The 18,710-nt window shown below is 69.8% G+C and carries 20 protein-coding genes and 1 pseudogene; 12 read left to right on the top strand and 9 right to left on the bottom strand.

Features of this window, described 5'->3' with window-relative positions; genetic code table 11:
• Nucleotides 1-19: 19 nt before the first annotated feature.
• Nucleotides 20-1,204: an exonuclease SbcCD subunit D gene (locus tag WA675_RS17880; protein ID WP_336085724.1), complete on the bottom strand. Its 1,185-nt coding sequence runs from the start codon at nt 1,202-1,204 to the stop codon at nt 20-22.
• A 134-nt stretch (nt 1,205-1,338) separates the two neighbouring features.
• Here WA675_RS17880 and WA675_RS17875 point away from each other — a divergent pair, with 134 nt between their 5' ends.
• A complete protein-coding gene (locus tag WA675_RS17875; RefSeq protein ID WP_336085722.1) occupies nt 1,339-2,487 on the top strand; it encodes a DNA recombination protein RmuC in 1,149 nt (382 codons plus the stop codon).
• Nucleotides 2,488-2,538: 51 nt separating this feature from the next.
• On the top strand, nt 2,539-3,396 hold the full coding sequence (locus WA675_RS17870; RefSeq protein ID WP_336085720.1) for a DUF6542 domain-containing protein: 858 nt from the start codon (nt 2,539-2,541) through the stop codon (nt 3,394-3,396).
• 72 nt (nt 3,397-3,468) lie between these two features.
• Here WA675_RS17870 and WA675_RS17865 read toward each other — a convergent pair whose 3' ends face one another.
• Nucleotides 3,469-4,488 carry a 4-hydroxy-3-methylbut-2-enyl diphosphate reductase gene (locus WA675_RS17865; protein ID WP_336085719.1) on the bottom strand — a complete coding sequence of 340 codons (1,020 nt, stop codon included), beginning with the start codon at nt 4,486-4,488 and terminating at the stop codon, nt 3,469-3,471.
• Between the two features lie 114 nt (nt 4,489-4,602).
• Here WA675_RS17865 and WA675_RS17860 point away from each other — a divergent pair, with 114 nt between their 5' ends.
• The 3 genes from WA675_RS17860 (at nt 4,603) to WA675_RS17850 (ending at nt 6,918) form a co-directional block, all read left to right on the top strand.
• On the top strand, nt 4,603-5,202 hold the full coding sequence (locus WA675_RS17860) for a lipid droplet-associated protein (protein WP_336085718.1): 600 nt from the start codon (nt 4,603-4,605) through the stop codon (nt 5,200-5,202).
• A 178-nt stretch (nt 5,203-5,380) separates the two neighbouring features.
• A complete protein-coding gene (gene xseA / locus WA675_RS17855; RefSeq protein WP_336085717.1) occupies nt 5,381-6,667 on the top strand; it encodes an exodeoxyribonuclease VII large subunit in 1,287 nt (428 codons plus the stop codon).
• Between the two features lie 2 nt (nt 6,668-6,669).
• Nucleotides 6,670-6,918 carry an exodeoxyribonuclease VII small subunit gene (locus WA675_RS17850; RefSeq protein WP_336085716.1) on the top strand — a complete coding sequence of 83 codons (249 nt, stop codon included), beginning with the start codon at nt 6,670-6,672 and terminating at the stop codon, nt 6,916-6,918.
• A gap of 83 nt (nt 6,919-7,001) precedes the next feature.
• Here WA675_RS17850 and WA675_RS17845 read toward each other — a convergent pair whose 3' ends face one another.
• A complete protein-coding gene (locus WA675_RS17845; protein WP_336085715.1) occupies nt 7,002-7,568 on the bottom strand; it encodes a DUF4245 domain-containing protein in 567 nt (188 codons plus the stop codon).
• A gap of 127 nt (nt 7,569-7,695) precedes the next feature.
• Here WA675_RS17845 and glpX point away from each other — a divergent pair, with 127 nt between their 5' ends.
• Both glpX and WA675_RS17835 read left to right on the top strand, forming a co-directional pair.
• A complete protein-coding gene (gene glpX / locus WA675_RS17840) occupies nt 7,696-8,739 on the top strand; it encodes a class II fructose-bisphosphatase (RefSeq protein ID WP_336085714.1) in 1,044 nt (347 codons plus the stop codon).
• 290 nt (nt 8,740-9,029) lie between these two features.
• Entirely contained in the window at nt 9,030-10,433 is a 1,404-nt protein-coding gene (locus WA675_RS17835; protein WP_336085713.1) for a class II fumarate hydratase, read from the top strand.
• Between the two features lie 50 nt (nt 10,434-10,483).
• Here the strand turns inward: WA675_RS17835 and WA675_RS17830 are convergent, their stop codons facing one another.
• From WA675_RS17830 to WA675_RS17820, 3 genes are all read right to left on the bottom strand, one after another.
• The gene (locus WA675_RS17830; protein WP_336085712.1) at nt 10,484-11,338 is read right to left on the bottom strand and encodes an acyl-ACP desaturase; all 855 of its coding nucleotides are present in this window, start codon (nt 11,336-11,338) and stop codon (nt 10,484-10,486) included.
• Between the two features lie 78 nt (nt 11,339-11,416).
• Complete coding sequence (locus WA675_RS17825) at nt 11,417-12,022, bottom strand: LGFP repeat-containing protein (protein WP_336085711.1); 606 nt, start codon at nt 12,020-12,022, stop codon at nt 11,417-11,419.
• A 184-nt stretch (nt 12,023-12,206) separates the two neighbouring features.
• Entirely contained in the window at nt 12,207-13,559 is a 1,353-nt protein-coding gene (locus WA675_RS17820; RefSeq protein ID WP_442945663.1) for a PhoH family protein, read from the bottom strand.
• A 341-nt stretch (nt 13,560-13,900) separates the two neighbouring features.
• Between WA675_RS17820 and WA675_RS17815 the strand changes: the two genes are divergently transcribed.
• Nucleotides 13,901-14,173: a hypothetical protein gene (locus WA675_RS17815; protein WP_336085709.1), complete on the top strand. Its 273-nt coding sequence runs from the start codon at nt 13,901-13,903 to the stop codon at nt 14,171-14,173.
• Here the strand turns inward: WA675_RS17815 and WA675_RS17810 are convergent, their stop codons facing one another.
• Together WA675_RS17810 and WA675_RS17805 are read right to left on the bottom strand one after the other, a co-directional pair.
• Nucleotides 14,174-14,596: a limonene-1,2-epoxide hydrolase family protein gene (locus WA675_RS17810; protein WP_336085708.1), complete on the bottom strand. Its 423-nt coding sequence runs from the start codon at nt 14,594-14,596 to the stop codon at nt 14,174-14,176.
• A gap of 46 nt (nt 14,597-14,642) precedes the next feature.
• Nucleotides 14,643-15,344 (bottom strand): TetR/AcrR family transcriptional regulator, encoded by a 702-nt coding sequence (locus tag WA675_RS17805; protein WP_336085707.1) that lies wholly within the window; start codon nt 15,342-15,344, stop codon nt 14,643-14,645.
• Between the two features lie 111 nt (nt 15,345-15,455).
• Here WA675_RS17805 and WA675_RS17800 point away from each other — a divergent pair, with 111 nt between their 5' ends.
• From WA675_RS17800 to WA675_RS17785, 4 genes are read left to right on the top strand one after another with little or no spacing between them, the layout of a single operon-like run.
• Nucleotides 15,456-16,640 (top strand): FAD-dependent monooxygenase, encoded by a 1,185-nt coding sequence (locus WA675_RS17800; protein WP_336085706.1) that lies wholly within the window; start codon nt 15,456-15,458, stop codon nt 16,638-16,640.
• Nucleotides 16,641-16,680: 40 nt separating this feature from the next.
• Complete coding sequence (locus WA675_RS17795; protein ID WP_336085705.1) at nt 16,681-16,926, top strand: ribbon-helix-helix protein, CopG family; 246 nt, start codon at nt 16,681-16,683, stop codon at nt 16,924-16,926.
• Complete coding sequence (locus WA675_RS17790; RefSeq protein ID WP_336085704.1) at nt 16,923-17,357, top strand: PIN domain-containing protein; 435 nt, start codon at nt 16,923-16,925, stop codon at nt 17,355-17,357. Before WA675_RS17795 ends, WA675_RS17790 begins: the two co-directional genes overlap by 4 nt.
• Before the next feature lie 44 nt (nt 17,358-17,401).
• Nucleotides 17,402-18,388: an LLM class F420-dependent oxidoreductase gene (locus WA675_RS17785; protein WP_336085703.1), complete on the top strand. Its 987-nt coding sequence runs from the start codon at nt 17,402-17,404 to the stop codon at nt 18,386-18,388.
• A 58-nt stretch (nt 18,389-18,446) separates the two neighbouring features.
• Here WA675_RS17785 and WA675_RS17780 read toward each other — a convergent pair.
• Nucleotides 18,447-18,710, bottom strand: a pseudogene (locus tag WA675_RS17780) (serine hydroxymethyltransferase); the annotation flags it as partial.

Below are 18,710 nucleotides of genomic sequence, written 5' to 3'. Positions count from 1 at the left end.
ACGACGCCCCGCCCGGCCCTCACGCGGTCAGCTCCGACGGCCCGCCGTCGCCGGTCGCCGCCCGGACCGGATCGGCTTCGCTGACCGCGACCGCCAATGCCCGCTCCACCCATGCCATCTCCCCCTCGCTCGGCGTTCCCCGAACATCGGTCAGAAAACTCGCCGCCACCTCGGCGTCGCGGCGGCCGTGCACCCGCTCGCGGTAGCGCAGCTCCGGATTGCCCTCGGGGCGCGCCCATTCCACGTGCACCGCGTGCGGGAACCGCTCACGCAACCGGCGCATCGGGTCGACCGGGCGGGCGGAGTCGGTGAGCGTCGCCGAGACGTAATGCCCCTCGGCCTCGGCGAATCCGTCGCCGGTCAGCAGCTCGTCGAGCGTGCCGGTGAGCCTGCTCAGGCCGCGCACCCGCGGCAGATCGTGCCTGCGCACCCCGGCCAGGCCGGTGGCGTCGAGGTCGACGATCCAGACGGCCTTGCGGTGGGAGTTCTCGCCGAACGAGTACGGCAGCGGGGAACCGCTGTAGCGCACCGATTCCGCGAGTGTCTGCGGCGAATGCAGGTGGCCCAGCGCCACATAGTCGATGCCGTCGAAGGCCGACATGGGCACGGTCTCCACCCCGCCCACCGAGATGGACCGCTCCGAACCGGTCGCCTCACCCCCGACGACGAACGCGTGCGCGAGCACCACCGCGCGCACCCCGGGCCGGTCGGCGCGGTCGGCGTTGATCCGGGCCATCGCCGCGTCCAGGATCTCCGCGTGCGAGTGTGCCTGCGGCACACCGAGTTCGGCGCGGGTGATCTCGGGTTCCAGGTACGGGATGCCGTAGAAGGCGATCGCGCCGTGGTCGTCGGCGAGCAGCACCGGGCGGTGCGCGTCGGCCACCCGGGTGCGCAGATGCAGGCCGCCCGCCGCGGCGAAGCTGGCGCCCGCGCCGAGCCGGGCGGGCGAATCGTGATTGCCCGAAGTGGCGACGATCGTCGCGCCCGCGGCCCGGATCTGCTCGAAACCGCGATTGCACACCGCGATCGCGTCGGCGCTGGGGATGGAGCGGTCGTAGACGTCGCCGGGCACGACCACCACGTCCACCGACTCGGCCGCCACCAGCTCGGCGATCGCCGCCAGCACCATGGCCTGATCGGCCAGCAGGTCGACACCGTGGAAGGTGCGCCCGATGTGCCAGTCGGAGGTGTGCAGGATCCGCATGCGGCGAACCGTAGGGCACACCTCCGACAGAATTCAATCGACGCACTACAACGGTGTGATTTTCCGGCGTGGCACCACGCCGAGGTTGCCGATCGATTGCGAGTTTGTCGGTGGCCTCGGGCACTATCGCCGCTATGACCGCTTCGATGCTCGTCGCGCTCGTCTTGGTTTTCGGTGCCGGGTTCGGTCTCGGCTGGTTGGGCCATGCCGCCCGCGGTGGGCAGCGGGCCGCCACCGCGGAGGCACGCCTCGCCGCGGCCGGGGACAATCAGCGTTTGCTGCAGCAGTCACTGCACGCGGCGAACGAGGACGCGGCGCGCAGGCATTCGGCCGCCGTCGGCGCGCTGGTCGACCCGTTACGGGCGGCGGTCGGCGCGCTGGAGCAGCAGATCAGGCAGGTCGAGCACCACCGCATCGACGCCTACTCGGGCCTGCGGGAACAGGTCGCGGGTATGCAGCGCACCTCGCACCGGCTCTCCGACCAGACCGGGCAGCTGGTCGCGGCGCTGCGGGCGCCGCAGGTGCGCGGGCGGTGGGGCGAGATCCAGCTGGAACGGGTCGTCGAGCTGGCCGGGATGACCAGGCACTGTGACTTCGACACCCAGGTCCACCGCCACGGCGGCGACGACCGCGGCGCGGTGCGCCCCGACCTGGTGGTGCGCCTGGCCGGGGGCAGGCACATCGTGGTCGACGCGAAAGTCCCCTTCACGGCCTATCTCGAGGCCGCCACCACCGACGACCCGCCCGCGCGCGACCAGCTGCTGGCCCGCCACGCCAAGCAGCTGCGCGCCCACGTCGACCAGCTGGCCGACAAGGCCTACTGGGCCGCGTTCGATCCGGCCCCGGAGTTCGTGGTGCTGTTCGTCCCCGGTGACCCGTTCCTCGACGCCGCGCTGACCACCGACGCGGGCCTGCTCGAGTACGCGTTCGGCCGGAACGTGATCCTGGCAACCCCCACTACACTCATCGCGCTGTTACGCACGGTCGCCTTCAGCTGGCGGCAGGAGGCGCTGTCGCGGGATATGGCAACGGTGCAGCAATTGGGCAAAGAGCTCTACACCCGGGTCGGCAAGGTGGCCGAACACCTCGACACCCTTGGCGTGAATCTCGGTAAGGCCGTAGCCGCTTTCAACGCCACCGTGGGCTCGGTGGAGTCGCGGGTGCTGGTCACCGCGCGCCGCATGCACGATCTCGGTATCGCCGATCAGGAGCTCCCGGCAATCCGCCGGACCGAGGCCAGACCACGCGTCGTCGCGTTCGCCGAGACGGAGGATCGCGTCTGAGTTCTCCGTGCCGTAGCGCCCACCGGGCCGATGTGCAGTTAGTGTCATAGGGTGGCTGCTTCCCAACGTGCGCGACCCCGGGTGCCCGCGCCGCAACGTTCGATCCTGCCCTCGGTGCCCGGCATCCCCGCCTGGGCCGCGATCGCGCTGGCCGCGGGCGCGACGATGCTCGGGTTCCTGATCGACGGGCTCGGGGGCGAGACCTACCCGACCACCACGTTCTCGGCGATGTACGTGCTCGGCTGCCTGCTGGCGGTGTGCGCGGTCCGGATGCGCGGGCTGTTCGCGACCATGGTGATGCCGCCGCTGCTGCTGTTCGTGGCGGTGCCGGTGGCCTGCCAGCTACTGGGTGGGCGCGCCACCACCAACATCAAAGACGTGCTGATGAACCTGGTCATCCCGCTGGTGGAGCGCTTCCCCACGATGATGCTGGCCACGGTGCTGGTGCTGCTGATCGGCGGGGTGCGGATCGCGCTGACCAAGCGCGCCCCCGCCACCGCACGCCCCACCGCGACCGAACGCCGGACCGAACGCAAGCCGCGCACCGAGCGCAAGCCGAGGACCGAACGCACGCCAGAGCGCAAGCCGGTCAAGCGCCGCCGTCCGGAACCCGCCGCCGAGACCGCCGACGCCCGCAGGCGCCCGCGCCGCGCCACCGCCGTGCTGGACGACCCGGCCACCGAGGTCGATATGGCCAGCCCGGCCCGCCGCCAGGCCCGCGACCCCAAGCGCGCCCCCGCCGCGGCCAGGACCAGGGAACCGCGTGCCGCCCGCGCCCCGCGCGAACCGGAACCGGCCCGGGTACCCCGTCGGCGCGGCGAGGCCCCACCACACCCGCAGCCGAATGTGCGCTACCGCGACCGCGCCGACTCGGCCCGCACCGAACGCCGCCGCCCGGACAAGAGCTGAGGCGGCGACAAGCCCCAGACAGCGAAAATCCCCGCCGCGACCAGCGCGGCGGGGATTTCTCGGCTCAGGGGGTCAGCTCTTCGCGGACGCGTCCCTGCGGGACTCGCGCAGCTCACGCGGCAGGGCGAACACCAGCGTCTCGTTGGCCGTGGTCACCGGCTGCACCTCGCCGAAACCGTGCTCGGCCAGCAGATCGAGCACACCGGTCACCAGGATCTCCGGCACCGACGCGCCCGAGGTGATGCCGACCGTCCGCACGCCGTCGAGCCAGGCCGGATCCACCTCGCGGGCGTAATCGACCAGATAGGCGGCGCGGGCACCGGCGCCCAGCGCCACCTCGACCAGCCGCACCGAGTTCGACGAGTTGCGCGAGCCCACCACGATCACCAGATCGCATTCGGGCGCCATCGCCTTGACCGCGGTCTGACGGTTGGAGGTGGCGTAGCAGATGTCGTCGCTGGGCGGATCCTGCAGCGTCGGGAAACGCTCGCGCAGCCGCTCAACGGTCTCCATCGTCTCGTCCACCGACAGCGTGGTCTGCGACAGCCAGATCACCTTGGCCGGGTCCCGCACGGTCACGTCGGCCACCGAGTCCGGGCCGTCGACGAGCTGCACGTGCTCGGGCGCCTCACCGGCGGTCCCCTCGACCTCCTCGTGGCCCTCGTGCCCGATCAGCAGGATGTCGTAGTCGTCGCGGGCGAAGCGCTTGGCCTCCTGGTGCACCTTGGTGACCAGCGGGCAGGTGGCGTCGATGGTGCGCAGATTGCGCTGCGCGGCCGTCTCGTGCACGGTCGGCGCGACACCGTGCGCGGAGAACACCACCAGCGAGCCCTCTGGCACCTCGTCGTTCTCGTCGACGAAGATCACCCCGCGCTCCCGTAAGGTCTCCACCACGTGCCGGTTGTGCACGATCTCCTTGCGCACGTAGATCGGGGCACCGTGCTTGTCCAGCGCCTTCTCGACGGTCTCGACGGCACGGTCGACGCCTGCGCAGTAGCCGCGCGGCTCGGCCAGCAGCACGCGCTTGCCACCGGCAGCGGGCGCGCCCGCCGAGCGCGCGATACCGACGTTCAAGGGAATTGCCGAGGTCATGATCCCCAGGGTATACGCGCGCGGACGGCGCGATCCGGCCGGTTCGAGGGGCGAAAGTCACATTCGGGCAGGCTGGACCTTTGCATCACAGACCGTTTGCGGCAGGCTGGGACCATGTTCCGACCTCCGTTCGTGGCCCGGGTCGCCGCCGGTGCCGCCGTGTATGCCTTAGAAGAGACCAGGCGGCTCCCGGTCGCGGCCGTGAATTTCCCCATCACGGCCCTGAGTCGCGTGCTGCAGACCACCATGCACCTGCAGCAGTTCGTCACCAGCCTCGCGCTCAAGGGTGACGCCGTGTTCGAGCGCCTCGGCTCGGCTCCGCAGGAGCAGCCGGAATGGGCGACCTTCGACGAGGACGTCGCCCCCGAACCCGCCGTGGCCACCAACGGCCACGCCAGCCGCTTCGACCTGTTCACCGAGGAAGCGCCCGTCGCGCCGGTCAACGGTGAGGTCGCGCCCGCCACCCTGCTGCTGCTCGAGACCGAGACCGCCGAGCAGGACACCCCCGCCGACGAGCCCGCCGAGATCGAGGCCCCCGAGGTCGCGATCCGCTACGACTACCCGTCGATGACGCTGGCCCAGCTGCGCGCCCGGCTGCGGATGCTGACCGTCGAGGAGCTGGCCCAGCTGCTGGCCTTCGAACAGCAGACCCGCGCCCGCGCGCCCTTCGTCACGATGCTCACCAACCGCATCGCCACCGTCCAGGCGCAGTGACATAAGCGGCTGGCGCCGCGGGGATCGCGGCCCTGGGGGCCTCGATTCTTCCCTCCTGCGTTCAGTCGCTGCGCTCCTTCTCTCCGTCAGTCCAGAATCGAGGCGGCCGCGATCCGCGCCTTCGGCGCCGGATGCGGCCGCCTTTTGATGTGTCGGTGGCCCCGCGTATACCTGTCCTATGACTTCCGAAGGCGTCAGCGCGGTGGGTGCGTCGGCCAATTCGGCCGAGCAGCCGTATCCGGTGCGTTCGGTGGCCGTGAAGGTCGCCCAGTGGATCGAGCGGCTCGGCAGCATCTGGGTGGAGGGCCAGCTCACCCAGATCAACGCGCGCCCTGGCACGCGCACCGCGTTCCTGGTGCTGCGCGACACCTCCGCGGACATGTCGCTCTCGCTCACCTGCGATCCCGAACTGCTGCGCAGGCAGCCGGTGCCGCTCACCGAGGGCAGCCGGGTGGTCGTCTACGGCAAGCTCCAGTTCTTCACCGGGCGCGGCACGATCTCGTTGCGGGTCACCGAGATCCGCGCGGTCGGGATCGGTGAGCTGCTGGCCCGGATCGAGCGGCTCAAGGCGCTGCTGGGCGCCGAGGGGCTCTTCGACGAGCGGCGCAAGCGGCCGCTGCCGTTCCTGCCGGGCACCGTCGGGCTCGTCACCGGGCGGGCGAGCGCGGCCGAACGGGACGTGCTGAGCGTCGCGCAGAAGCGCTGGCCCGCAGTGCGTTTCGTCATCCGCAATACCGCGGTGCAGGGGCCGACGGCGGTGCCGCAGATGCTCGCGGCGCTGGCCGAGCTGGACGCCGATCCCGAGGTGGAGGTGATCGTGCTGGCCCGCGGTGGCGGCAGCACCGAGGACCTGCTGCCGTTCTCCGACGAGGCGCTGTGCCGGGCCGTGGCCGCCGCGCGCACGCCGATCGTCAGCGCCATCGGGCACGAACCCGACAACCCGCTGCTCGACCTGGTCGCCGATCTGCGCGCGGCCACCCCCACCGACGCCGCCAAACGGATCGTGCCCGACGCGGCGGCGGAACTGGCCGGTGTGCGCGAGATGCGGGAGCGCGCGGCGGCCGCGCTGCGCGGATGGGTGCGGCGCGAGGAGCACACCCTCGCGCAGCTGCGCTCGCGACCGGTCCTGGCCGATCCGCTGCGCGAGCTCGGCCATCGCCACGACGAGCTGGAACGCTGGCGCACCGCCGCCCAGCGCAGCATCGACCACCTGCTGCGCGCCGAGGCGACCACCACGCTGCACCTGCGCGAGAAACTCACCGCGGTGGGTCCAGCCGCCACGCTGGCGCGTGGTTACGCTGTCGTGCAGCGCGTGGCCGGGCCCGAACGGCATGTCGTCCGGTCGATCGAGGACGCCCCCGCGGGTAGCCAGCTGCGGATCCGGGTCGCTGACGGCGCGGTCTCCGCCGCCGCCCTCGGTACCCAGCGCCTCACGCCGAAAACCACCGACGAGAAGAGGACCTGACCGTGGCCGACGCCGGTACCGAGAACACCGACACCCTGGCCGAGATCGCCGACTTCGGCTACGAGCGCGCCCGCGACGAACTGATCAATGTCGTGAAGATGCTCGAACAGGGCGGCCTCGACCTCGATGACTCGTTAACCCTGTGGGAGCGCGGCGAGGCCCTCGCCGCGCGCTGCGAACAGCACCTGGCCGGAGCCCGCCGCCGCGTCGAGGACGCGCTGTCGCGCGCAGACCTCGACACCAGCGAATAACCCGCACGCCAGATTCAGCCCCCGAGGTCGATCCCGGCTACGGCTGGGCCGCGGGTCGACCGTCGACCAGCTCTAGCTCGGGCTCACTTCGCCAGCGGCGTGGCGGCCGTGATCGCCTCGGCCAAGGTCGTGAACGCGGCCTCGTTGCCCGCGCCGGTGATCAGCGCCCGCACGTCACCGAAGTCCGCGATCCAGGCGGTCTCCTCGGTGGGCTCGGTGTAGACGACCCACTTGCGGCCGCCGACGTCGATCGTTCCGGTCGGGTACCGCGAGCCCAGGATGTGCCGCAAGAGGGCCTCCTCGGACGCGCTGCTCTGCGAGAAACGCATGTAGGTGCCCTGCGGGGTGATGTAGCCGACCGTGCTCACCGGGCCGCCGCCCGCCGCGGTGACGGTGTCGCGGCTGCCGGAATTCGACGTCCAGTCCTGCGGGACCTCGGGGTTGCGGATGGGGAACGACAGGCTCTTGGCATCCGAGCTCAGCGCCGCGTCGACGTCGAAATGCGGCACCTGACCTTGGGTCGGGCCGTTGGTCGCTACCGTGCACTGGCTCGCCGCCCCCGCCAGCACGACCGCGATCAGCACCAACGGGATCAGCGACCAGAACAGGTCGCGATAGTCGTTGAAGATCCGGTGCTTCTGCTGGGCCACGGCTACCAGTATCCACTCGGTGCCTGACCAGCACCGCCAGGGGGCCGCGCGGGAGGTCGTGCACGGGTGTGCCGATTCCGAATGCGACAATGCACCCGTAACACCAACGCCAAGGAGGCCCCCCGCAATGACGGCAGAATCGCCCGCCCCCAGCCGCCGCGAGGCACCTGACCGCAACCTCGCGCTCGAGCTGGTCCGCGTCACCGAGGCAGGCGCGATGGCCGCGGGCCGCTGGGTCGGCCGTGGCGACAAGGAAGGCGGCGACGGTGCGGCCGTCGACGCCATGCGTCAGCTGGTCAGCTCGGTCTCCATGCGGGGCGTGGTCGTCATCGGCGAGGGCGAGAAGGACGAAGCGCCGATGCTGTACAACGGCGAGGCCGTCGGCGACGGGACCGGTCCCGAGGTCGACTTCGCGGTCGACCCGATCGACGGCACCACGCTGATGTCCAAGGGCTCCCCCGGCGCCATCTCGGTGCTCGCGGTCGCCGAGCGCGGCGCCATGTTCGACCCCTCCGCGGTGTTCTACATGCACAAGATCGCCGTCGGCCCGGACGCCGCGGGCTCGATCGACATCACCGCCCCCATCGGCGAGAACATTCGCCGCGTCGCCAAGGCCAAGCAGTCCTCGGTCTCGGACCTGACGGTCTGCATCCTGGACCGCCCCCGCCACGCCGACATCATCCAGCAGACCCGCGACGCGGGCGCGCGCATCCGGCTGATCTCCGACGGTGACGTCGCCGGTGCCATCGCCGCGGCCCGCCCGGAGTCCGGCGTCGACATCCTCGTCGGTATCGGCGGCACCCCCGAGGGCATCATCGCCGCCGCCGCGCTGCGCTGCCTCGGCGGCGAGCTGCAGGGCATGCTGGCCCCCAAGGACGACGAGGAGCGCCAGAAGGCCATCGACGCGGGCCACGACCTGGACCGCGTGCTCTCGACCACCGACCTGGTCGCCGGCGAGAACGTCTTCTTCTGCGCCACCGGCGTCACCGACGGCGACCTGCTGCGCGGCGTCCGCTACTTCGGCGGCGGCGCCTCGACCCAGTCGATCGTCATGCGCTCCAAGTCCGGCACGGTCCGCATGATCGACGCCTACCACCGCCTCACCAAGCTCCGCGAATACTCCTCGGTGGACTTCGACGGCGACGACAGCGCCAACCCGCCTCTTCCCTGAGCGGCCGGGGCCGCGGAGTTCGCGGCCCCGAAGGCCCGCGCTCGCGACTGTGACATAGGCGGCCGGGGCCGCGGAGTTCGCGGCCCCGAGGGCCCGCGCTCGCGACTCGAGACTGCGCCTGCGGCGTTACGCTTCGAGCCGCGAACGCGGGCCGGCCGCGAACGGCTCGTAAGACTCGCCTGTGGTTGTCGCCGTGCGAGTGAGCGGGCGATGTATTCCCGTGACACGGTGTGGGATTTTCCGCTGACGTGGCAACCCCATTCGCGCCGTTCTCGTCCTAGGGTCGTGCTATGGCTGACGACGACGTGCAGTACCGGATCGAGCACGACACCATGGGTGAGGTCCGTGTTCCCGTGGATGCCCTGTGGCGGGCGCAGACGCAGCGGGCGGTGGAGAACTTCCCGATCAGTGGGCGGGGGCTTGAGCGCGCGCAGATTCGGGCGCTGGGGCTGCTGAAGGCGGCGTGCGCGCAGGTCAACAAGGATCTGGGGTTGCTGGATCCGGGGAAGGCGGAGGCGATCGTCGCCGCGGCGAACGAGATCGCGCAGGGGCGCCACGACGACCAGTTCCCGATCGATGTGTTCCAGACCGGCTCCGGCACCAGTTCGAACATGAACGCCAACGAGGTGATCGCCTCGATCGCTGCGCGCAACGGGGTCACCGTGCATCCCAACGATGACGTGAACATGTCGCAGTCGTCCAACGACACCTTCCCCACCGCGACCCATCTGGCCGCCACCGAGGCCGTCATCAGCGAGCTCGTGCCCGCCCTCGAACACCTGCGGCTGGCGCTGCTCGACAAGTCCACCGAGTGGCGCACCGTGGTGAAGTCCGGCCGCACCCATCTGATGGACGCCGTCCCGGTGACCCTCGGCCAGGAGTTCGGCGGCTACACCCGCCAGATCGCCGCGGGTATCGAACGCGCCATGGCCACCCTGCCGCGGCTGGGCGAGCTGCCCATCGGCGGCACCGCGGTCGGCACGGGGCTCAACGCGCCCGCCGGTTTCGGCGCGAAGGTGGTGGCGGAACTGGTGCGTACCACCGGAATCGACGCGCTGCGTGAGGCGCAGGACCACTTCGAGGCGCAGGCCGCGCGCGACGGTCTGGTGGAGGCCTCCGGTGCCCTGCGCACGATCGCGGTGAGCCTGACCAAGATCGCCAACGACATCCGCTGGATGGGTTCGGGCCCGCTCACCGGCCTGGGCGAACTGCAGCTGCCCGACCTGCAGCCGGGCAGCTCGATCATGCCCGGCAAGGTGAATCCGGTACTGCCCGAGGCGGTCACGCAGGTGGCGGTGCAGGTGGTCGGCAACGACGCGGCCATCGCCTTCGGCGGGGCGAGCGGCGCCTTCGAGCTCAATGTCTACATCCCGGTGATGGCGCGCAACCTGCTCGAGTCGATCCGCCTGCTGGCCAATGTGTCCCGGCTCTTCGCCGACAAGTGCGTGGTCGGCCTGGTCGCCAACGAGGAGCACCTGCGCACGCTGGCCGAGTCCTCGCCCTCGATCGTCACCCCGCTCAACTCCGCCATCGGCTACGAGGAGGCGGCCGCGGTCGCCAAACAGGCGCTGCGCGAGAAGAAGACGATCCGCCAGACGGTGATCGACCGCGGCCTGGTCCCCGGGAAGCTGACCGAGGCCGAACTCGACGAGCGCCTCGACGTGCTCGCCATGTCGAACGTCGACCGCGACTGAGACGACGAACGGCCGTCACCCGGGTGGGTGACGGCCGTTCGCGAAAGAAATCAGGCCAGGTGCGCCAATTCGGCGCGGGCCTTCTCGCCTTCCTCACCGAGATCGGTGCGGGTGAAGATGTTCCAGCGGCGCAGCAGCGGCGCGAACACCAGCTCGCCCTCCTTGGCCGGATCGTAGATCCCGGCCGCGGCCAGCGCCTCGTCGCTGGAACCGCCGCCGGGCAGGTCCACGTGCGGCACCCGGAAGTCGGCGACCCGGTCGGCGATGGCGCGCACGGCCTGGTCGGGAACCAGGTCGAGGGCGGCCGAGACCAGCTCGGCGAAGAACTCGGCCTGCAGCTCGTCGTCGACGGCGATCTTCTCGGCGATCGCGGTGACCACCGGGTTCTCGCCGAGCGCGGCGGTGTTGCGGTGGCGGATGCCCGCGGCGACCTCTTCGAAGGCACAGGTGGCCAGCACGTCGATCAGGTGCATGGGCGGACGGTTGAAGCCGTCGGTCATGTGCTGCATGCGGGCCCGCTCGAGCGCCACCGGGTCCACCGAGCGCGACACCATCAGGTAGTTGCGGATCAGGATCTCGTGGCGGTTCTCCTCGGCGGTCCAGCGACCCACCCAGCGCCACCACGGTCCGGTGCGCAGGTGCTTGCCGAGCTCGCGGTGATACGAGGGCAGGTTGTCGGCGACCAGCACGCTCACGGTCAGCGCGAGCACGGCGGTGTCGCTCAGCTCGGCCTGCTCCGGCGTCCAGTCGGTGCCGCCGAGGAAGGCGAAGTTGCGCCCGTCCGCCCACGGCACGAACTCGTGCGGCTGCCAGCCCTCGGCCGCCTCGATGTGGCGATCGAGGTTGGTGTCCACCACGTCCGCGAGTGCGTCGAGCAGCTCACGATCGGTCAAAGTTTTCTGCACGAGGACAACCTAGTACTTCGGCCGCGAGCGCGGGGACGCAAGGGCGAACCCGGTCCCCGCGCTGGGACGCGGCACAAACTACTTCGGCGTCACCGTGGTCTCACCACCGACCCAGGTGATGGTGCCACCGGTGAAATCGCTCTGCTTGCCGCCGGGGATGTCCTTCTCGTCGCTGGTCGGGTAGCCCAGCGTGCCGTTGGCGCCGCCGTTCTCCTCCCACGCCTCGCGGATCTCGCCCCAGACGATGTGGGCGCCCGAATCGCTGCTCCAGTAGATGGTGCCGCCCTCGAAGTCCTGGTATTCGCCGCCGTTCGGGCCCGATTCCTGGGCTTCCTCCGGCACCCCGAGCGGGCTGGTGGCGCCGCCGACGGCGACGTACTTCTTGTACACCTCGCCGGAGACGGTGATGTCGCCGTCCGGAGTCGAGATGGTGGTGGACTCGCCCGCGGCGGCGGTGCCCGAGGTGGTCCCCATCCCGGTGGTGGTCTCCATGCCCTCGCCGGTGGTCGTCGCACCCGCCCCGTTGGTGGTGGTCGGGCCGCCGCCGATCATCGAGGTGACCGAGCCCATGGTGTCCTTGGCATTGTCTTTGTCGTCATCGCCGCAGCCCGCGGCGAGCAGCAGACCGGCCGCGGCGAGCACCGCGGCCCCTCCGGCGGCAGAACGTCGAGCGAAGTGGTTCATATCCATCCTCTCGCGAGTGGCCCCCCGGGGGCACGCCCCCGGAGAGAGCCTGGCCGACATCCGCAACGGCCCGGCAGAACTGTGTTCGCCGAGCCGTTGCTGGATTGGTGTCTTGGCGGATATTACCCACTATTCGGCGACTTCACGCCGAATCAGGCCGCCGACGCGACCCGATTGCCACCGCTCAGGCGTTGGGACCGTACTCCTCGAGCATCTCGGTCACCAGCGCCGCGATCGGCGAGCGTTCGCTGCGGGTGAGCGTGATGTGCGCGAAGAGTGGATGGCCCTTGAGCTTCTCGATCACCGCGGCCACGCCGTCGTGCCTGCCGACGCGCAGGTTGTCGCGCTGGGCGACATCGTGGGTGAGCACCACCCGCGAGCCGGTGCCCAGCCTGCTCAGCACGGTCAGCAGAACATTGCGTTCCAGCGACTGCGCCTCGTCGACGATCACGAACGAGTCGTGCAGCGAACGGCCGCGAATGTGGGTCAGCGGCAGCACCTCGAGCATGTCCCGGCTGAGCACCTCCTCCATGACCTCTCGGCTGGCCAGCCCGTCGAGGGTGTCGAAGACCGCTTGGGCCCACGGCCCCATCTTCTCGCTCTCCGAGCCGGGCAGGTAGCCCAGTTCCTGTCCGCCCACCGCGTAGAGCGGCCGGAAGACGACCACCTTGCGCTGGGTCCGGCGTTCGAGCACCGCCTCCAGACCCGCGGTCAGTGCCAGCGCCGACTTGCCGGTGCCCGCGCGCCCACCCATCGACACGATGCCGATGCTCTCGTCGAGCAGCAGATCCAGCGCGATGCGCTGCTCGGCCGAGCGCCCGTGCAGCCCGAAGGCCTCGCGTTCGCGCACCAGCTGCACCCGCTTGTCGGCGGTGACCCGGCCCAGCGCGCTGGAGCTGCTGCCGAGCAACCGGATTCCGGTGTGGCAGGGCAGTTCCCGCGCCTCGTCGAGGTCGATCACCGATTCGGCGTAGAGCTGGTCGATCCGCGCGCCCGCGACGTCGAGCTCGACCATCCCGCTCCACCCGGAGGTGACCACGTCCTGCGCGTGGTACTCGTCGGCGGCCAGGCCGACGGCACTGGCCTTGACGCGCAGCGGGATGTCCTTGGACACCAGCATCACGGTCTCGCCCTCGGCGGCGATGTTCAGCGCGCAGGCCAGGATGCGGGAATCGTTGGTGTCGGAACGGAATCCGGCGGGCAGCACCGACGGATCGGTGTGGTTCAGTTCCACCTGCAGGGTGCCGCCGTCGGTGCCGATCGGCAGCGGCTGGTCCAGCCTGCCGTGCTGGACGCGCAGGTCGTCGAGCATGCGCAGGGCCTCGCGGGCGAACCAGCCGAGTTCGTGGTGGTGTCGTTTGGCCTCGAGTTCGCTGATCACCACCAGGGGCAGCACCACCCGGTGTTCCCCGAAGCGCGTCACCGCCCAGGGGTCGGACAGGAGAACGGAGGTATCGACGACGAAAGTCTTGCGACCGGAACGCGAGGGGCGCTCCCCCTTCTTCGAGTCATACGTGGAGTTCGAGGCCGTGTGCATCGCGGGGCTGGAAACGGAGCGTGCAGCAGTCACGGTGGGCTCCTTATGTGTTCACGCGGCACCGCGTGAACGATCTCGCTGGACCGGTCCGTCCTGGTGGGCTGCCGACGCGCTGGTCAGCCGCCACGAGGGCCGGGTGCCGGCCCTCTCGCACTGAGTAGCTCAGTCACGGTCAGGACCTCCCGTACGAGTCACACCGATGCAACTCGCACCACCGACGCTACCGCCGAACGCGCGGCAGCGCTGGCAGACAGCCGGACGCGTCGGTGAATTTGTCGTTAACCAGCACCGACGCAGCAGATCCCGGCACAGGCGTGTCGCCGCGCGCTAGAGTCGCAGGTATGGCCGATGACCAGGATCTGGAGCAGCTGTCGTCCAAGGAACTGCACGATCGCGCGGTGAAGACCGCCGTGCGGCGCGGCGACGTGAGATTCCTCTGGGATCTGCTCAAAGCCATCCCGGCCGCGCAGGCCGAGGCGGGTGCGCTCGGCGAGAGCGAGGCCGACATCAAATACGTGCTGCCCATGCTCGACGACTACGTGCACGCGGGCGACGGCAAGCTCGCCGACGTCTTACGCCCCACCTACCTCGACTACCTGCGCAAACACGCCTGATCAGCGGCGGCGCACCGCGTTCAGCACGCCGTCCTTGGTGCCGCGCAGCAGGTCGCCCCAGCCGAAGTGGTCGTCCCACAGCACGATTCGGCCTTCGCGCAGCTCGAAATTGCCCGACACCGGGAAGCCGATCCGCACGGGCCCGGCACGCAGGTAGTCGGTGCGTTCGGTGACGACCAGGCCGTTGGCGTTCTGCGCGATGTAGTGCATGTCGGCCGCGAAGCCCAGGTGCTTGCGTCCGAGGCCCTTCAGGATCGGGGCCACGCGCTTGCTCCCGCGAACATCGGGCAGCCCGGTGTTCTTCCAGACGATCTCCGGATGTACCAGTTCCAGTGCCTCGGACACCGCGCTCAGTTCCAGCGCGGCGAAGAACTCGCGCACCACCGTGACGTCGTTCTCCGGCAGCTCGGGCTCGTCGGTCATGCTGCGAGCCTAGGACGTTCGCGGCGCGCAGACCAGAACTTCGGCGCTACCGATCGGCGCGCTGCGCGATGAGCACCGCCAACCCGTCGAGGATGCGCTCGACGCCGTAGTCGAACGCGTCGCCGTGCCCGGCCACGGCTTCCGCGGCGAAGGCCGCGCGCACGGCAGGGAAGCGCTCGCCCGCCGCGGTCATCATGGCGGCGAACTGCTCGGCGAAATCGTCCTCGGCGTCGCCGTCGGCCACCGAGGCCACCTGTTGGGCGAGGCTGCGGGCGTGTCCGTTGACCAGCACGATCGTGTCGAGCTGCTCGGACGCGGCCAGGCCGGTCTCGGCGAGCGCGAGCAGCGCGGCCTCGGTCCAGCCCATCTCGTTCGGGCCGATCGGGCGGATGCCGAGGGTGAGCTCGATGGCCCACGGATGGGCGCGGTAGCGGGCGAAGATGGCCTCGGCCCAGGTGCGCAGGCCACCGCGCCAGCCGGTCGCGTCCAGGGTGGGTGGCGCGCCGATGGCGGTGTCGAGCATGAGCGCGGTGAGCTGGTCCTTGCCGGGGACATACCGGTACAGCGACATCTTCGTGAAGCCGAGGCGTTCGGCCAGCCGCTGCATCGACAGCGCGGTCAGCCCTTCGGCATCGGCCAGCGCGATCGCCTCGGCGACGATGCCGTCGAGGGTCAGCGCGGGTTTGGGCCCGCGCTTGGGGCGCTGCGGGGTGCCCCAGAGCAGGTCGACGGTGGTCGGCGACGGCATCGGCTCATCCTCTCGAGATTCCGGTTGACGCGAAACTGTGTCTACCATACTCTTAATCGTGTCCACCGGATACTGATTACTCCGGACGCAGATAATTCCGAGGAGCACACCATGCGCGACCAGACCGTTCTCGTCTCCGGCGCCAGCATCGCCGGCCCCGCCCTGGCCTACTGGCTGCACCGCTACGGCTTCACTGTCACCGTGGTCGAGCGGGCACCCGCGCTGCGGCCCGGCGGCCAGGCCGTCGACTTCAAGGGCCGCACGCACCTGACCGTGCTCGAGCGGATGGGCATCCTCGACGACGTGCGCGCCCGCCGCACCGGCACCACCGACATGGTCTTCGTCGACGCCGAGGGCCGTGAGCTCGGCGTGCTCGGCGGCGACTTCACCGGCGGCGACTTGGAGATCCTGCGCGGCGACCTGGCCGAGGTCATGTACGAGCGCACCGCGAACGAGGTGGAATACCTCTTCGGCGACACCGTCACCGCCCTGCGCGACACCGCCGAGGGCGTGCGTGTGGAGTTCGAGAACGCGCCGCCGCGCACCTTCGACCTGGTCCTCGGCGCCGACGGCATCCACTCACGGGTCCGCGCCCTGGCCTTCGGCCCCGAGTCCGACTACGTCACCCACCTCGGCCACTACTACTGCGTGGCGGGCGCGAGCCGCTGGAGCGACGCCGCCACCCCGCGCGAGCGCGCCCGCGGCTACGCCCACAACACCCCCGGCCGCCTCGCCATCGACGGCGGTTCCAAGGCCCAGCAGATGTACATGTTCGCCGCGCCCGAACTCGACTACTCCCGCACCGACACCGCGGCCCAGCGCGCGATCGTCGAGCGCACCTTCGCCGATATGGGCTGGCACACCCCGCGCATGCTCACCGAACTGGCCGAGTTCGACGACCTGTTCCTCGACTCGATCAGCCAGGTCCGGATGGACGGCCACTACTCCCGCGGCCGAATCGCCCTGGTCGGCGACGCCGCCTATGGCAATACCCTGGCCGGTTTCGGCACCGGCCTCGCCATCGTCGGCGCCTACGTCCTGGCGGGCGAACTCGCCACCGCCGACGGCGACCACGTCACCGCCTTCGCCGCCTACGACCGCATCATGCGCCGCTACGCCAAGATCGCGGGCACCAGCAACACCGGCCGCTTCCTCGCCCCGAAAACCGCACTCGGCATCAAGGCCCGCAACTGGTTCATCGGCTCCCGCCTGTTCACCCTCATGCTGAAATACGGCGACAACGCCGCCAACGACATCGACCTGATCGACTACCCCACCCTGGTCGACGCCAGGTGACAGCAGACCGGCAGGGTTATGGTTCGGGTACCATAACCATATGGCTCTGAAGAAGACGACCGTCATGGTCGACGAACACGACCTCGAGTTGATCAAACGAGCCGCCGCCCGCGAGGGCCGACCCGAATCCGAGTACTTCCGCGAGGCCTTCCACCTGGCCGCGATCCGGACACGCAGGTGGGAGGAGGAGTGGGACATCCCGGTACTGGACTTCGACGGCCCGATCTCCGATGACGAGGTCCACCGCACCACGCACACCGCCATCGTCGACAGTAACGAGCAGTGATCCTGGTCGGCGACACCTCCGGCTTGGTCGCCGCCTTCAACCCGAAGGATCCCGAGCACATCGCCGCCCGATCGGCCCTTCAGCAGGCGGCGCTGACCGTGGTGTCACCTTTGGTGATGCTCGAGATCGAACACATTGTGACGCGCAACCTGAATCGCCAGGTGGCGTACGGGGTCAACGATTGGTTGCTCGCGCAAGAACACAAGGGTCGCATCGAAATCCCCGAGGTCTCCGCGGGCATCCTGAGAACCGCCCGTCGCGTCCAGAACCGCTATCTCGCACTGAAACTGGATCTGACCGACGCGACCAATGTCGGCCTGGCCGAGCAATACGCGACCGTCGACATCCTGACGCTGGACCGGCGCGACTTCCGGGCGATCGAACCGCTCACCCCCGAGAAGGCGTTCCGAATCCTGCCCGACGACCTGTGACGCACACTTGACTTGGAGTGCACTCCAACTCATAGGCTCGAATCATGAGCATTCGCCTCGGTTATCAGATACCCACTTTCAGCAATACCGCGTCGGTGCGGGAGTTGTTCCCGACGGTGATCGCGCAGGCCAGGGCGGCGGAGGCGGCGGGGTTCGATGCCGCGTTCGTCATGGATCACTTCTATCAGCTGCCGCTGCTCGGGGCGCCGGACGAGCCGATGCTGGAAGCGTATTCGGCACTGTCGGCGCTGGCCACGACGACCGAGCGAATCCAGTTGTCGGCCTTGGTGACCGGCAATACCTATCGCAATCCGGCGCTGCTGGCCAAGACGGTGAGCACGCTGGATGTGGTGAGCGGCGGGCGGGCGGTGCTCGGCATCGGGGCGGGCTGGTTCGAACTCGAGCACCAGCAGTACGGCTTCGAATTCGGTACCTTCACCGAACGTTTCGAGCGGCTCGACGAGGCACTCCAGATCATCACGCCCATGCTGCGCGGGGAACGACCCACCTTCAGCGGCAAGTGGTACCACACCGAGAACGCGATCAACGAGCCGCGCCTCCGCGACGATCTGCCGATCCTGCTCGGTGGCGGCGGCGAGAAGAAGACCTTCCGGCTGGCCGCCGAGTTCGCCGATCACCTCAACATCATCTGCAATGCCTCCGAACTCCCCGCCAAAGTCGATGCACTGCACCAGCGCTGCGCCGAGGCGAACCGCGACCCCGCCACCCTGGACACCAGCTTCCTCGCCTTCGTCATCGTCGACACCGACGGCGACCGCGCCCGCAAACTCCAGACCGACATCCTCGCCCGCAACGGCATCGACCTGTCCACCCTCACCGACGCCGAACGCCGCGCCAGCGTCGCCGACCGCCAATTCGCCGGTACCCCCGACGAAGTCGCCGAACAGATCCAGACCCGTGTCCTCGACCACGGCATCCAGGGCGTCATCGTCAACATGGTCGCCAACGGCCACGAACCCGGCACCCTCGACCTGGCAGGCCAGGCCCTCAAGCCCCTGGTCGCCCGATAACGCCGTCGGCCCCCGCCTGATCGGATCAGGCGGGGGCCGACTAGCTATCGACTCGGGATCAGCCGAGGAGGCGCCAATCTTCGAGGCCCTGGTACAGCGGGACACTCTGAGCCAGCTTCGAGACCCGGCCACGCAACGACTCCAGATCCACCGTCCCCGCCAAAGCAGCAGCGATGATATCGGCGACCTCGGTGAACTCGGCATCACCGAAACCACGCGTCGCCAACGCGGCCGTACCGATCCGCAGACCCGAAGTCACCATCGGCGGACGCGGGTCGAACGGAACCGCATTACGGTTGACCGTGATACCGACCTCATGCAA

The organism is Nocardia sp. SSK8, from assembly GCF_037034205.1.
Taxonomy (GTDB): Bacteria; Actinomycetota; Actinomycetes; order Mycobacteriales; family Mycobacteriaceae; genus Nocardia.
This window is presented reverse-complemented; position numbering and strand designations above follow the sequence as displayed.